The sequence below is a fragment of the Streptomyces botrytidirepellens genome (assembly GCF_003721215.1).
Classification (GTDB): domain Bacteria; phylum Actinomycetota; class Actinomycetes; order Streptomycetales; family Streptomycetaceae; genus Streptomyces; species Streptomyces himastatinicus.
Genome location: NZ_RIBZ01000825.1, coordinates 1 through 14904 on the forward strand (window position 1 = coordinate 1; position 14904 = coordinate 14904).

The 14904-nt window shown below is 73.4% G+C and carries 8 protein-coding genes; 6 read left to right on the forward strand and 2 right to left on the reverse strand.

The window, feature by feature from the left end; genetic code table 11:
* A partial coding sequence (locus EEJ42_RS42605; protein ID WP_123107504.1) for a hypothetical protein occupies window positions 1-747 on the forward strand: 747 nt, incomplete at its 5' end.
* Between the two features lie 27 nt (window positions 748-774).
* On the opposite strand, the gene EEJ42_RS42610 is transcribed toward EEJ42_RS42605, so the two are convergent.
* Window positions 775-4197 carry a hypothetical protein gene (locus EEJ42_RS42610; RefSeq protein WP_123107505.1) on the reverse strand — a complete coding sequence of 1141 codons (3423 nt, stop codon included), beginning with the start codon at window positions 4195-4197 and terminating at the stop codon, window positions 775-777.
* Window positions 4198-4239: 42 nt separating this feature from the next.
* Window positions 4240-4878, reverse strand: coding sequence for a DUF1266 domain-containing protein (locus EEJ42_RS42615; protein WP_123107506.1), 639 nt, complete (start codon window positions 4876-4878; stop codon window positions 4240-4242).
* Window positions 4879-5058: 180 nt separating this feature from the next.
* On the opposite strand from EEJ42_RS42615, the gene EEJ42_RS42620 reads away from it, so the two are divergent.
* From EEJ42_RS42620 to EEJ42_RS42640, 5 genes are all read left to right on the forward strand, one after another.
* Window positions 5059-6528 (forward strand): aldehyde dehydrogenase family protein, encoded by a 1470-nt coding sequence (locus EEJ42_RS42620; RefSeq protein ID WP_123107507.1) that lies wholly within the window; start codon window positions 5059-5061, stop codon window positions 6526-6528.
* Complete coding sequence (locus tag EEJ42_RS42625; protein WP_123107508.1) at window positions 6525-8075, forward strand: APC family permease; 1551 nt, start codon at window positions 6525-6527, stop codon at window positions 8073-8075. The genes EEJ42_RS42620 and EEJ42_RS42625 overlap by 4 nt, the downstream gene beginning before the upstream one ends.
* A gap of 24 nt (window positions 8076-8099) precedes the next feature.
* Window positions 8100-9650, forward strand: coding sequence for a GMC family oxidoreductase (locus EEJ42_RS42630; protein WP_123107509.1), 1551 nt, complete (start codon window positions 8100-8102; stop codon window positions 9648-9650).
* A 153-nt stretch (window positions 9651-9803) separates the two neighbouring features.
* Window positions 9804-13490, forward strand: a complete 3687-nt coding sequence (locus tag EEJ42_RS42635; protein ID WP_184503535.1) for a S8 family serine peptidase — start codon at window positions 9804-9806, stop codon at window positions 13488-13490.
* Window positions 13491-13576: 86 nt separating this feature from the next.
* Window positions 13577-14593: a helix-turn-helix transcriptional regulator gene (locus tag EEJ42_RS42640; protein ID WP_246097724.1), complete on the forward strand. Its 1017-nt coding sequence runs from the start codon at window positions 13577-13579 to the stop codon at window positions 14591-14593.
* The last annotated feature ends 311 nt before the right edge of the window (window positions 14594-14904 follow it).

The following is a 14904-nucleotide window of genomic DNA, read 5'->3' on the forward strand; positions in this document are numbered from 1 at the left end:
CATCTGGACCGCGAGGAGAGCGGCGACGGGCCGCGGTCGGGCGCGCCGCACAGCGGGAAGCCGGGACGGCGCGACGGCGACACGGCGGCCACGCCCGGCGCGTCCCGCCCGCCCCGGAACGGTTCGACCCGCCTGCCCCTCACCCTCAGCACCCGCTCCCACGTCTGGGAGAACGGCTGCGACCACCGCTACCTCATCGACCGGCCGCCCGCCGACGTCGCGCCGCCGCCCACCGAGCGGGACGCCCCGGCCTGGGCCGCCGCCCATGCCGCGGTGCACGGCGGGACCACCAACGTCGAGGCGACCGTTCAGGGGCGGGCGGAGTCCGCGGTCGTGCTGCGGGCCCTGCACGTACGGGTCGTGGGGCGCCGTACGCCGCTCGCCTGGTCGTCGTTCGCCATGGAGAACGGCTGCGGCGGCTCCCTCACCCCGCGCGCCTTCTCCGTCGACCTGGACGCCGCCCGCCCGCAGGCCCGCCCCGCCGACGGCAACGACGAGGGCAAGCCGATCCCCGCCGTCCGCTTCCCGTACCGCGTCTCGGCGTCGGACCCGGAGGTGCTGCTGATCAACGCCCGTACGGCGGGCTGCGACTGTCGCTGGTACCTGGAGCTGGACTGGACGAGCGGGGACCGCTCCGGCACGGTGCGGATCGACGACAACGGCGCGCCGTTCCGCACCAGCGGCATCAAGGGCCGCCCCGCGTACGGGTACGACTACGGCGAGGGGGCCTGGCGCGAGGGCAGCTGAGGAGCTGCCGTCTCGTGGCGGAGGGCCCTACTCCTCCGCCGTCGTCAGCCGCAGCGCCGCGTCCCGCACATCCGGGTGCGGATGCCGCCGCAAGCCCCGCACCCGCTCCCGCCAGGGCTCCGCCCATTCCGTACGGGGGCCGCCGACGCCGGTGAGCACCGCGGCGAAGAGCCCGGCGGCGTGTCCGCCGTCCTCCTCCAGCTGCCACGCGGCGCGCAGCAGCCCCTCCCGCCCGCCCGGCCGGGACGCCGCGTCGAGCCGGTCCCGCAGGACGTCGGCGGTGCGGGCGGCGAGCGCGGGGCGGGAGGTGTGCAGCCGGGCGAGGCGGGCGAGCGCGGCGGTGAGCGCGCTCGGCCGGGCGTCCAGGTCGAGGGCGTGGACGAGGACCTGGGCGGCTTCGGGGACGAACGTCTCGTACCCGGCGAGGAGTTCGGCGGCGCCCAGCGCGTGGCGCCGCATCTCCCGCGGCCGCGTCCGCCCGTGCCGGGCGAGCCGCGTGGCCAGGTGGCGGATGCGCTGCCGGGCGGGCCGGTCACGGTCCGGTTCGGCATCGGGCATGCCGGTGCGGGCGTCGGCGGTGACGAGGGCGGCCAGCGCCCAGGCGAGCGGGTTGTCCTCGGATGTGCCGTCGGGCGCGGCGGCCATGAGGGCGAGCAGGGCGTCGGCGGCGGACCGCCAACTGGCCCGGTTGCCGAGGTCGGTGACGGCCGCGACCAGCAGCGCGGCCGCGTCCGGCGCCCAGGGCGACCAGCGGGCGAGCGCCGCGTGGCCGGAGGCGGCCACCTCGGGGTCCTCGGTGTCGCAGACGACGCGGATGAGCTGGGCGTAGCGCTCGCGGTGGAGTTCGGGGAGGTCGAGCGGCCGGGCGTGCAGGACGGCGTGGCGCAGTTCGCGGCGCCCGCCGGCGGCCGCGGTCAGCAGTTCCCAGGCGCGTTTGGTGCCGAGCAGCCGGGCCGCGAAGCGGACGCAGACGGCCTGCACGTCGGGGTGCTGGCCGGGGAGCCCCTGGGCGTCGGCGAGGAGGGTGGCCGCGTCGGGGGCGGGGAGGTGGGTGGCGGCGATCCGGGCGGCCTCCTTGCGGCTGGTGACCTTGGCCGGGACGGACGGTACGGCGGTGGCGACGCCGTCGGGCGCGAGCACGCCGCGGATCAGCCGGTCCAGCCGGGACGGTGCGACGTACCGGGCGGCCCTGGCCGCCGCGTACACCGCCACCCGTGCGCGGTCGCCGCCCGCGTGGGCGAGCAGCAGCGGCAGGGCGTCCCCGGGGCGGCGGGTGTGGGGCAGGGCGGCGAGCGCGGCCTCGGCGAGCACCACGTCCTCGGCGGCGGCCCACGTCCTGACCAGCGGCGTGCCCTCGTCGAGCGGCGCGGCGCGGGCGATCGCGGAGGCGCGTTCGGGCTGCGGCAGGGTGGTGTCGGCGGCGGCCCTGGCCAGCAGGCGGGCGGCGGCGGTCTGTTGGCGGGGCAGCCAGCGGGCGGTGTCGCGGCCGGTGGGCGGCGTCCAGTGGGTGCCGTGGGTGAGGAAGCGGCCGTAGGGCGGGGTGTCGCCGAGCACGAGGTCGAGCAGATCGGTGCGGCGCCGGGTCAGCACGGCCAGGACCGGGGGCAGGACGGCGGCCGAGGGCTCCTGGGCGAGGAGTTCGGCCACCCGGTCGTCCCGTTCGCGGGGCGGCTCCAGCCACTGGGCGATCGCGGTGCGGGCGGTTTCGCCGCGGCCGAACGCGATGGCCTGCCACAGCAGTTCCTGAAGCTCGGGCATGGTGTGGGCGCGCCGTCCGAGGGAGCGGGCGAGGGCGAAGGTCAGCTCGTGGTCGACGCGTTCGGCGCCCGCCTCCAGCCAGGGGCGCAGCGCCTCGAAGACGGTGTGTTCCTGGCCGCGCCGCAGCTGGTGGTCGAGGCGGCCGAGGTCGGCGGCGCCGACGCTGCCCGCGAGCCGGGTGACGGTGCGCAGCGCCCAGCCGAGCAGTTCGCGCCGCCCGGTGACGGCGTGTTCGCGCAGCAGGGCGACGGCGAGGCGGCGCAGCGCCTGCCGGGTGGCGGTGGAGGAGTCACGGGCCTGGATGGCGTCGGTGGCGACCCGGTCCAGGGGTTCGGCGGCGTCGTCGGTGAACAGGGCGGGCGGGGTCGCGGCGAGCGCGTCGAGGGCGGCGTGGCGCACCGGGTCCTGCTCGTTGCGCAACCGCTCCAACTGCCCCAGCAGCGCGGTGACGGCGGCCGGGTCGCCGGAGCGGGCGGCGTTGCGGATCAGCAGCGGGTAGGCGGTGGCGCGGTCGTCCGCGGCGGGGCGGCGGGTGGCCGTCAGCAGTTCCTCCCGCGCCTCCTCGACCGGCAGGTACGCGACCGCTTCGAGCACCGTGGTCCAGTGTGCGCCGCGCTCGCGGGCCTGTGTGGCCATGCGGCGCGCCTCGGTCTGGCGGCGCGGGCGCGGCAGGGCGTCGAGGACGGCGGGTGCCAGGACGGCGTGGGAGGCGTCGTGTTCGGCGGTGGCGGCGTCGAAGAAGGCGGCGCGGCGGGCGGGCGGCAGGGCGGCGAGCAGCCGCGCCAGGGCCTCGGCGTCGTGGGCCAGGGCCCGGCCCAGGGCGTCGAGTTCGGGCGGGTCGGCCCTCACGAGGCGGCGCAGCACGGCCCGTTCCAGCCCCCGGCCGCGCAGCAGTTGCGCGTGCTCGGGCGTGAGCAGCAGATCGACCGTACGGCCGGGGTCGGCGGCCACCAGCGTGCCCAGCCGGTGCCGGAGCGGTGCGGGCAGCGGGCTGTGGCACCGCCGCTCCAGCAGGTCCAGGACGCGGTGGGGTTCGGCGCGGGCGGCGAGCGCCACGCCGGGCGCGTACCGCAGCCACCAGGAGGCTCGCAGCGCCACGGGCAGCGCGGTCAGCTGCCGTTCGGCCTCGTCGAGGACGGCGGCGGGGTGGCGGGTGGTGAGGGGCCGCCAGCTGCCGACCGCATGGAACAGCGCGGGCAGCAGCCGTACGACGGTGTCCGCCCCGCAACCGGGCAGCAGCCGGGCCGCCTCGGCGTCGCCCCAGCGCTCCCGCAGCGGGTCGACCAGCCGGTCGGCGAGGGCGGTGCGGCGCTGGGCGACGACGGCCCGGATCAGCTGGCGCCGTACGGCGGCGGGCGCGTCCTCGAACGCCGCCTCCAGCGCCTCGTCCCGGACCCGCGCCCCGGCCCCGGCCCCTCTCAGGGCGTGACACCGCACCAGGGGGTCGGGGTCGGTGAGCAGCGTCTCCAGGTGGCCGGTCCGCCCGCCGATCGCGGCCGCGGCGGCGGCCAGCCGCCCCTCGTACGCCCCTCGCCCCGTCAACTCCCCGACGAGTCCGGCCAGTTGGCCCTGGGCGCTGGCCGCCCGCACCCGCGCGGCCAACTCCCGCATGCGCCGCGGATACGGCAGGGGGTCGAGGGCGGCGATCAGTTCGTCGGCGAGGGCGCGGGGCGCGTCGGGGTCGTACACCATGCGGAGGATTCTCCCCGGCCCGGTGGCCGGAGACGCGACGGGTCAGACGTCCGGCTGGTAGATGGTCTCCCAGGGGGTCCGCTGCCAGGGGCTGTCCTGGTTCATCGGGTCCACCAGCCGCTGCACCGCCCGCGCCGTCTCCTCCTGCGACACCGCCCAGTCCTCGTCCTCGGTGCCGCTGAGGGCGCGCATCCAGGCCAGTCGGCCGGTCATGAAGTCGTCCGCGTACTCCTTCCACGAGCCGTACGTGCGCGCGACCGGCGCCACGACCTCGCGCAGCAGCCGCCACGCGGTGGGCTCGTCGATGTACCCGGAGGCGAGGCCGTAGCGGGTGATGTCCGCGTAGCGGGCGATGTCCCAGGCCAGCGGCGGGTGCCCGATGGCCGCGGCCATCTGCGTCCGGTGTCCCGTGGTCGCCAGCCGGTGCAGGACGCCGTGCAGGTCCTCCGCGGTGGTGATGCCCCAGCTCTCCGAGAGCCGTCCCCGGGAGGTCGACGCGTCGATGCGCTTGAGCGGGTACAGCAGGGTATGCGAGTGCCCCGGGGTGCGCTCGGCGAGGATCGCCGCGAGCGAGACCATCCACCGCTGGTGGGAGGTCAGCGGGGTGGGGTAGCGCTTCTTCGCCGACGGGCCCACGGCCATCTTGACCAGGGTGCCGCCGAACTGTATCCAGCCGGCCATAAGGCGAATGATGCTGGCAGAGCCGCTGCCCGCGGTCAACCGGGGGTCCGTACGCCGTGCGGGGGCGCCCGGTGGCACTTACGCTCATGGTGTGGGTCGGCCGTGCGTCGGCCCGGGTGCGTCCGGCGCTCGCGCAAGCCCGCCCGACCGGCCGTACAGCCCCGAAGCGAGGGGGTAGACATGCCGGAGCTGTTCATCGGCGGACAGTGGACCGCCGCCCTCGACGGACACACGCGCGAGATCCGCTGCCCGGCGGACGGATCCCTGGTGGCCGCGGTGGACGAGGCCGGGCCGAAGGACGCGGCCATGGCCGTCGCGGCGGCCCGGGACGCGTTCGACCGCGGGCCGTGGCCGGGCACTCCGGCCGCCGAGCGCGGGCGGCTGCTCCTGCGCGTGGCGGACCTGCTGGAGCGCGACAAGGCGGATCTGGCCCGCGCCGAGTCCCTGGACACCGGGAAGCGGCTGGTGGAGAGCGAGTACGACCTCGACGACATCGCGGGGTGCTTCCGCTACTTCGGCCATCTGGTCGCCACCGGTGGCGCGGACCGGGTGCTGGACACGGGCAGCCCGGAGATCGACAGCCGGGTGGTGCACGAGCCGGCCGGGGTGTGTGCCCTGATCACACCGTGGAACTATCCGCTGCTCCAGACGGCCTGGAAGGTGGCGCCCGCGCTGGCCGCCGGGAACACGTTCGTCCTCAAGCCCAGCGAGCTGACCCCGCACACCGCGATCGGGCTGCTGCGACTGCTCGCCGAGGCGGGGGTGCCGCCGGGCGCGGCCAATCTCGTCCTGGGGGCCGGGTCCACGACGGGCGCGCCGCTGGTCACGGACGAGCGCGTGGACATGGTGTCCTTCACCGGCGGGGTGGTGACCGGACGGTGGATCATGGCGGCGGCCGCGCCCACGGTCAAGAAGATCGCCCTGGAGCTGGGCGGCAAGAACCCCAACATCGTCTTCACCGACTCCGATTTCGACACCGCCGTCGACTACGCGCTGACGGCCGTGTTCCTGCACTCCGGGCAGGTGTGCTCGGCGGGTGCGCGGCTGCTCGTCCAGGAGCAGCTGCACGACGCGTTCGTGGACGAGGTGGTGGCCCGCGCCCGGGCGATCCGGCTCGGCGGCCCGTTCGACGAGAACGCCCGCACCGGCCCGCTGATCTCGGCCGCGCACCGCGACAAGGTGGCCAGTTACGTGGCGGCGGGCATCGACGAGGGCGCGGTGCTGCGCTGCGGCGGCGCGCCGCCCGACGAACCGTCGCTCGCCGGCGGCCACTACTACCTGCCGACGGTGCTGGACGACTGCACGCCGGACATGACGGTGGTGCAGGAGGAGTCGTTCGGCCCGGTGCTCACGGTGGAGCGGTTCCGGGACGAGGAGGAGGCGCTGGCGCTCGCCAACGACACGGTGTACGGGCTGGCGGGCGCGGTGTGGACGCAGGACGCGGAGAAGGCGCACCGGGTGGCGTCGCGGCTGCGCGCCGGAACGGTCTGGATCAACGACTTCCACCCGTACGTCCCGCAGGCCGAGTGGGGAGGGATGAAGCAGTCGGGCATCGGCCGTGAGCTGGGCCCCGCGGGGCTGCACGAGTACCAGGAGGCCAAGCACATCTGGCGCAACACCGCGCCCCGCCCCCAGCGGTGGTTCACGTGACGGCGGCCGATCCCACCGAACCACCCCGCCCCGGCCCCCGGGCGGGCACCGCACACGACGACGACTCGCTCACCGAACTCGGCTACCGGCCGGAACTCAAGCGCACGCTCGGCAACTTCCACACCTTCGCCGCCGGGATCAGCTACATCTCCATCCTCACCGGCACCTTCCAGCTCTTCTACTTCGGCGTGACACACGGCGGCCCGGCGTACTGGTGGTCCTGGCCGATGGTGTTCCTCGGCCAGCTGATGGTGGCGCTGTGCTTCTGCGAGCTGGCGGGGCGCTATCCGGTGGCGGGGTCGGTCTACAACTGGTCCAAGCTGCTGGGCGGTCCGCACGTCGGCTGGCTGGGCGGCTGGATGATGATGACCGCCTCGATGGTGTCACTGGCGGCGGTGGCGCTCGCGTACCAGATCACGCTGCCGCAGATCTCCTCGTGGTTCCAGCTCGTCGGCGACGGCAGCAGCGGCACCGAGCGGGCGGCCAACGCGGTCGTGCTCGGCTCGATCCTGGTCCTGTTCACGACCCTGGTGAACGGCTTCGGGGTGAAGCTGATGGCCCGTATCAACTCCGCCGGGGTGGCCATCGAGCTGGTCGCCGCGATCGTGCTGATCCTGCTGCTGGCCGCGCACTTCTCCCGCGGCCCGTCCGTCGTGCTGGACACCTTCGGCCGCAGCGAGGGCGAGTCACTGGGCTACTTCGGCGCGTTCCTGACCGCCTCGCTGGCTTCCGCGTACGTCATGTACGGCTTCGACACGGCGTCGTCGCTCGGCGAGGAGTCCGTGGATCCGGGGCGCAACGCGCCGCGCGCCATCCTGCGGGCGCTCGTCGCCTCGTTCCTCATCGGCGGGTTCATCCTGCTGTTCGCCCTGATGGCGGTGGAGAACCTGCACGCGAAGGCGCTGGCGGAGGACGGCCTTCAGTACGTGGTGCTGACCACCCTGGGAACCACCGTGGGCGAGATCATGCTGTGGTGCGTGGTGGTCGCCATCACCGTGTGCGCGCTGGCCGTGCACACCGCCGGCATCCGGCTGATGTTCGCCATGGCGCGGGACAACAACCTGCCCGGCGGCTCCCGGCTCGCCCATGTCCATCCGCGCTTCCAGACGCCGGTGCTCCCGGCGATCCTCATCGGTGTGGTGGCCGTCGCGATCCTGGTCATCAACATCGACCAGCCGCAGATCTTCTCGGTGGTCACCAGCATCGCGATCATCATGATCTACCTGGCGTATCTGCTGGTCACCCTGCCCATGCTGGTGCGGCGGCTGAGGGGTGAGTGGCGCCCCGCCGAGGGCCGGTTCTCGCTGGGCCGCTTCGGCGTGCCGGTCAATGTGCTGGCCGTGCTGTGGGGCCTCGCGATGTCCGTCAACCTCGCCTGGCCGCGCGCCGAGGTCTACAGCGCCACCGGTCCGCAGCACTGGTACCTGCGCTGGGGCGCGGTCCTGTTCATCGGCGTCGTCGCCCTCGGTGGCTTCGCCTACTACTGGTTCGTGCAGCGCAGACACACCGGCGTCCTCGCCGAGCACGCCGCCGCCACCACCCCGTGAGACCCCGTGAGGGAGGACAGGCCCGTGGACGAATTCGACTACGTGGTGGTCGGGGGCGGCACGGCCGGGTCGGTCGTCGCGGCCCGGCTGAGCGAGGACCCGTCGGTGTCGGTGTGCCTCCTGGAGGCGGGTCCCTCGGACGTCGGCGACGACAACGTCCTGCGGCTGGACCGGTGGATGGCGCTGCTGGAGTCCGGCTACGACTGGGACTACCCCGTCGAGCCGCAGAAGAAGGGCAACGGCTTCCTGCGGCACGCCCGCGCCAAGGTGCTGGGCGGCTGCTCCTCCCACAACTCCTGCATCGCCTTCTGGGCGCCCGCCGAGGACCTGGACGAGTGGGCCGCGACCGGCTGTACGGGGTGGAGCGCCGAGGAGACGTACCCGCTGTTCCGGCGGCTGGAGAACAACGACGCACCCGGGGACCACCACGGCCGCGGCGGCCCGGTCACCCTGCGCACCGTACCGCCCCACGACCCGTGCGGCCGGGCGCTGCTGGCCGCGTGCGAGGAGGCGGGCATCCCCCTCACCCCGTTCAACACCGGCGAGACGGTGGTGCGCGGCGCCCACTGGTTCCAGATCAACGCGCGCGAGGACGGCACCCGCTGCTCCGCCTCCGTCGCCTACCTCCACCCGGTGATGTCCGGGCGCCCCAATCTGACCGTACGCACCGGACTCCAGGCCAAGCGGCTGCTGCTGGACGCGGACCGGCGCTGCATCGGCGTCGACTACCTCGCCCCCGACCTCATCCACACCCACACCGTGCACGCCCGGCGCGAGGTGGTCGTCTCCTGCGGCGCCATCGACACCCCGAAGCTGCTGATGCTGTCGGGCATCGGGCCCGCGAACCAGCTGCGCGAGGTGGGGGTGGAGGTGATCGTGGACTCCCCCGGCGTCGGCGAGAACCTCCAGGACCACCCCGAGGGCGTCATCATGTGGAACGCCGAACAGCCCATGGTCCGCAGCTCCACCCAGTGGTGGGAGATCGGCATCTTCGCCGCCACCGAGCCCGATCTCGACCGGCCCGACCTGATGTTCCACTACGGGTCGGTGCCGTTCGACATGAACACCTACCGCCACGGCTATCCGACGTCCGAGAACGCCTTCTGCCTCACCCCGAACGTCACCCGCGCCCGCTCCACCGGCACCGTACGGCTGCGCTCCCGCGACTTCCGCGACAAGCCGAAGGTCGACCCCCGCTACTTCACCCACGACCACGACGTCCGCGTGATGGTCCACGGCCTGCGGCTGGCCCGCAACATCGCCGCCCGCCCCGCCCTGGCCCTCTGGGCGGGCGCCGAACTCGCCCCGGGCCCCGACGTGGACACCGACGACGAGCTGTTCGCGTACATCCGCGACACCCACAACACCGTCTACCACCCGTCCTGCACGGTGAAGATGGGCGCCCCCGACGACCGGGCCGCCCCGCTCGACCCGCAGCTGCGGGTCAAGGGCGTGACGGGGCTGCGGGTGGCCGACGGCTCGGTGATGCCGCACCTGGTGGCTGTCAACCCGTGCATCACCACCATGATGATCGGCGAGAAATGCGCCGACATGCTCAAGCGCCGCCACCCGTGACGGCACCCGGCTCACCCATGTAACTCCGGTGGCCAATCAAGGCGTTGGCACCGCGCGGCCACAGGATTCCCTTGAGCCCGCACACCCCCGGCGACCACTCTGATCGCACCTTCCGACAGGAGAGTCGGATGCGATGAGGGAGGAAGCCAGCCGATGCGAAGAGTGCGTCGCCTCGTGGCTGTGGTGGGTGCCGCCGGTGTGGTGGCCGCCGCCATGGCCGCCCCGGCGGTCGGCGCCCAGCCGTCCCGGTCCGCCGCGAAGGCCCCACCGGTTCGTACGCAAGAGCACACGGTCACCCTGATCACCGGTGACACGGTCACCGTCACCACCGGCCCCGACGGAAAGTACGCCGTGGAGGTGCAGCGGGCGCCGGGCCGCGAGTCCGCGGAGTTCGTGACCACCGAGCTGGGCAAGGAAATCAGCGTCGTCCCCGTGGACGCGCTCCGGCTGATGTCCAAGGGCCGGGTCGACGCGGGCCTGTTCAACATCACCCAGCTGGTGAAGCAGGGCTACGACGACCGGAAGACCGGCTCGATCCCGGTCATCGCCACCTACCGCGCCGACGGCGCGCACCCGACCCCCGAGGGCGCGCGCAAGACGCTCGCGCTCAGCAGCGTGGACGGTGCGGCGCTCAGCGCCAGGAAGGCCGACGCGGCGGACTTCTGGGCCGACGTCAGCCGCGACAAGGGGTTACGGAAGCTCTGGCTGGACCGCAAGGTCAAGGCGTCCCTCGACGTCAGCGTCCCGCAGATCGGCGCCCCGGAGATGTGGAAGGCCGGACACGACGGCAAGGGCGTCAAGGTCGCCGTGCTGGACACCGGCATCGACGCCACCCATCCGGACGTCAAGGACGCCGTCGCCGACTCCAAGAGCTTCGTCCCGGACCAGACCGTCAAGGACGGCCACGGCCACGGCACCCATGTGGCCGACACCATCGCGGGCGGCGGCTCCGGGTCCGACGGAAAGTACAAGGGCGTCGCACCGGGCGCGAAGCTGCTGGTCGGCAAGGTGATGAACGACGCGGGCGAGGGCTACTCGTCGTGGATCATCGAGGGCATGGAGTGGGCCGCCGCCTCCGACGCCAAGGTCGTCTCCATGTCGCTCGGCGGCCCGGCGTCCGGCCCCTCGGACCCGCTGAGCGAGGCGGTCGACCAGCTGTCGGCGTCCTCCGGGGCGCTGTTCGTGGTCGCGGCGGGCAACTCCGGCCCGTACGAGGGGACGGTGGAGACCCCCGGCATCGCCGACTCCGCCCTCACCGTCGGTGCCGTCGACAAGTCCGACAAGTGGGCGACCTTCTCCAGCCGTGGACCGCGCACCGGGGACTACGCGATCAAGCCCGACATCACCGCGCCCGGCGTGAACATCACGGCGGCCCGCGCGGCCGGTACGACCATGGGCACCCCCGTCAACGACCTGTACACCACGTCGAGCGGCACTTCCATGGCCACGCCGCACGTCGCGGGCGCGGCGGCGATCGTCGCCGAGGTCCACCCCGACTGGACCGGCCGGCAGATCAAGGACGCCCTGGCCAGCACCGCCAGGACCAGGGCGTCGGACGGCCCGTTCACCCAGGGCGACGGCCGCGTCGACGTACCCCGCGCGGCCACCCAGAACGTCTTCGGGACCCCGGTCCTCAACTACGGCCAGTACGCGTACGACGCCGACCAGGCCGACCCCAAAACCATCAGGTACACCAACGCCACCGACAAGCCGGTGACGCTGAAGCTGGCGTCCTCGGTCGGCGACGACTCCCTCACCCTCGGCGCCGACACCGTGACCGTGCCCGCGAACGGCGAAGTGAAGGCCCTGGTCACCGTCGACCCGGCCAAGGCGGCAGCGGGCCGCCACGCCGGATACATCACCGCCACCGGCGACGACGGCGCGGGCGGCACGGTCAAGGTGACCACGGCCGTCGCCTACGAGAAGGCCGAGAAGCTCTACGACCTCAACGTCACACTGCTGGACCGCGAGGGCAAGCAGTCGCCCGGGGGGCTCTACACCCTCCAGAAGCTCAGTGACACGAGCCAGAACCAGTTCGGCTTCGTGCGCGGCTCCGACACCTTCCAGCTGCCGCCCGGCACGTACTCCCTCGCCACCTGGATCCCGGTCTACGACAGCGGCAAGCACGAGGTCGCGACGAGCGTCGTGGGCGATCCGCAGATCGAGCTGACGGGTGACACCTCCCTCACCCTCGACGCCCGCAAGGCCGTCGAGATCAAGCCACAGACCAAGGAGAAGGACGCGGAATCCCAGGGCGTGACGACCTCCTGGCACCGGGAGCTGGAGGGCGGCAGCTCCTTCGGCCTGACCTACTCCATGGGCAAGTGGAAGAAGCACATCTACGCGGCGCCGACCGAGAAGGTCACCGAGGGCCTCTTCGAGTTCTACAGCCGCTGGCGGCTGGAGAAGACGAAGCTGACCGCGAGCGTCACCAGCCCCGAACGGGTCACGCTGAACCCGGAGTACGCGAGCACGTACACCGGCTGGCCCGTCAAGATCGACGGTAAGCGGAAGGTGCGGCTGGTGTCCGCCGGGGCCGGTACGGCCGAGGACTTCGAGGGCCTGGACGTGAAGGGCAAGGCCGTGCTGGTGGGCCTGGCGCCCGACGGCTGGCCCGACGAAGCGGTCGCCAACGCCACCAAGGCGGGCGCCGCCTACGTCCTCGTCTACCGCAAGACCACGCTCGGCCTGTGGATCACCGCGGTCGACAGCGCGACCATCCCCGTCATGTCCGTACCCGGCGAGCAGGGCGACAAGCTGCTCAACCTGCTGAACGGCCAGTCCAAGGGGGTGACCCTCGAACTGGGCGGCACGGCCAACAGCCCGTACCTGTACGACGTGGTGCTGCCCGAACGGGACGCCATCGGCGAGAACCTCACCTACCCGCTCAACAGCCGCACCACCCACAAGGTCACCGCCCGCTACCACGCCCCCGGGAAGGACCAGCTCGGCGCCGAGGCCACCCACACCTACCGTCCCTACCAGCTCTTCTCGGTGGAGCAGAAGGCCGAGATGCCGCTCGGCACCCAGCGCACCGAGTACTACACCGCCGACCCCGACACCCGCGTCTGGCGCACCGCCATGCAGGACTACGACGGCGGCGGACGGCAGTGGTCGCCGCTGCGGACCTACGCGCCCGGGACGAAGGAGACCGTGGACTGGCTCTCTCCCGTCCTCCGGCCCACCACCGCCGCCGAGTTCGGCACCTCGCAGCGCGAGGGCGACCAACTCACCCTCGCCATCCCCGAGTTCTCCGACTCGGGCCCCGGCCACTACGGCTCCGCGGGCGCGGCCAAGGACGGCGTGGACGCGGTGAAGACCAGCCTGTACGCGGACGGCACGCTGGTCGGCGAGGCGCAGTACGGCTCGGGCACCTTCGCCGTACCGGCCGGCAAGGCCGACTACCGGCTGACCATCGACGCGCGGCGCACCGCCGCCTGGTCGGCGTACTCCACCCGGACCACCACCCAGTGGGACTTCACCTCCGCCCACACCGCCGAGGCCACCGCCCTCCCCCTGCTCTCCCTCGACTACGACCTCGGCGTGGACCTGCTGGGCCGCGCCAAGGCCGGACACCGCTTCACCTTCGGCGTCACCCCACGCCGGCAGGAGGGCGCGGCGGCCGCGAAGGTGCGCTCGCTCACGGCGTGGGTGACCTACGACGACGGCGCCACCTGGAAGGCGGTGAAACTCACCCGCACCGGCGCCGCGTACCGCGCCACCGTCGACCACCCCCGACTCGGCGCCACCAACGGCTTCACCGGCCTGCGGGTCCAGGCCACCGACGCCGAGGGCAACCGAATCGATCAAACGGTCATTCGTGCATATGGCCTGAAGTAGGCTGAAATCCTTCCTTCGGCGGTAACAAACACCGTCTAGCGTGCCGTTGTTTGAATCGTTGCATCGACACGCTGGAGCCGCCAGAAGTGGACAGCAGAGCAGCATCCGCATCCGACGAGACCCCTGCCGCGCCCCCGAGCCCCTGGGCCGCGGCGGGGGTCTCCGACTTCGACGAGACGCTGTACCACGCGATCCTCCACCAGCCCGACGCGGGCGTCACCGGCTGGTCGGAACTGCTCCGCACCTCCCCCTCCCGCATCCGCCGCGGCTGCGCCCGGCTCCTGCGCCTCGGCCTCCTCCAGGCCCCCGACTCCACGGGCGGACTGCGCCCCGTCGACCCCCGCGTCGCCGTACGGGCCCTCATCCGCAAACGCGAATCCGAATCCGAACTCCTCGCCGCCACCGCCGACGACCTGGCCAAGGTCTACGCGGCCGGAGCGCTGCGGGCCGAACCGTCCGGCCTGATCGAAGTGGTGCACGGCGAGAGCGCCAACGCGGCACGGCTGGAAGAGCTCTACGCCCGGGCCGAACACGACATCTGTCTCTTCGACTCCCCGCCCTACCTCGCCCCGCTCACCCCGCAACTCGACCTCCAGAGCGAGGTGCTGCGCCGCGGTGTCTCCTACCGCACCATCTACTCCGTCTCCTCCCTGGAGACCCCTCAACTCCTCGCCTACGCCGAAGGCATGGTCGCCCTCGGCGAACAGGCCCGGGTGCTCCCCGCCGTCCCCATGAAGCTCCTGGTCGTCGACGGCCGCTGCGCGATGCTGCCGCTGACCAGCACGGACGCGGGCCCGGCTTACTGCGCCGTCATCGTCCGCCACTCCGCCCTCACGGACGCCCTGCGGACCCTCTTCGAAACCCTCTGGCAGCAGGCCACGCCCCTGAGCGGCGTACGGGAAGAGAGCCACGAAGACCTCACCGAGGCGGACCGCAACCTGGTGGGCCTGCTGGCGGTGGGCATGAAGGACGCGGCCATAGCCCGCCACCTGGGCATCAGCCTGCGCACCCTGCGCCGCCGCATCAGCGGCCTCCAACGACGCCTGGGCGCCCGAGGCCGCTTCCAAGCCGGCGCCCGAGCCGCCCACCGAGGCTGGACGTAGGCGGTGGCGCACCGGGCTTTCCCCCACCCCGCCCCTCCCCGACCCCGGGGACACCCCGGCCCCCGCAGACTCCGCACCGGAACACCCGCGTGCCTGAGCGGACTCGGAGGCGCCCCCGGGCGCCAACCACCCGGGACGCACCCCGGACCGGGCACCCCCCAACCGCCAGCACGCCACCACCCCACCCGCGCAGCGCGGAAGCCCGGACCGGGCATGTGCGGCCCGGGCCGGGGGCCGACGCACGGGGCGCGGGTCCGGGGCACTGCCCACCACCGGCCCCAGGCCGGAGTTGAGGCCGCGCCAGCCCCGGG

Bases quoted from the DNA above. Each gene is read 5' to 3' on its own strand.
- EEJ42_RS42620 (WP_123107507.1), top strand. From the start codon at position 5,059: ATGCCGGAGCTGTTCATCGGCGGACAGTGGACCGCCGCCCTCGACGGA.
- EEJ42_RS42615 (WP_123107506.1), bottom strand. From the start codon at position 4,878: ATGGCCGGCTGGATACAGTTCGGCGGCACCCTGGTCAAGATGGCCGTG.
- EEJ42_RS42635 (WP_184503535.1), top strand. From the start codon at position 9,804: ATGCGAAGAGTGCGTCGCCTCGTGGCTGTGGTGGGTGCCGCCGGTGTG.
- EEJ42_RS42610 (WP_123107505.1), bottom strand. From the start codon at position 4,197: ATGGTGTACGACCCCGACGCGCCCCGCGCCCTCGCCGACGAACTGATC.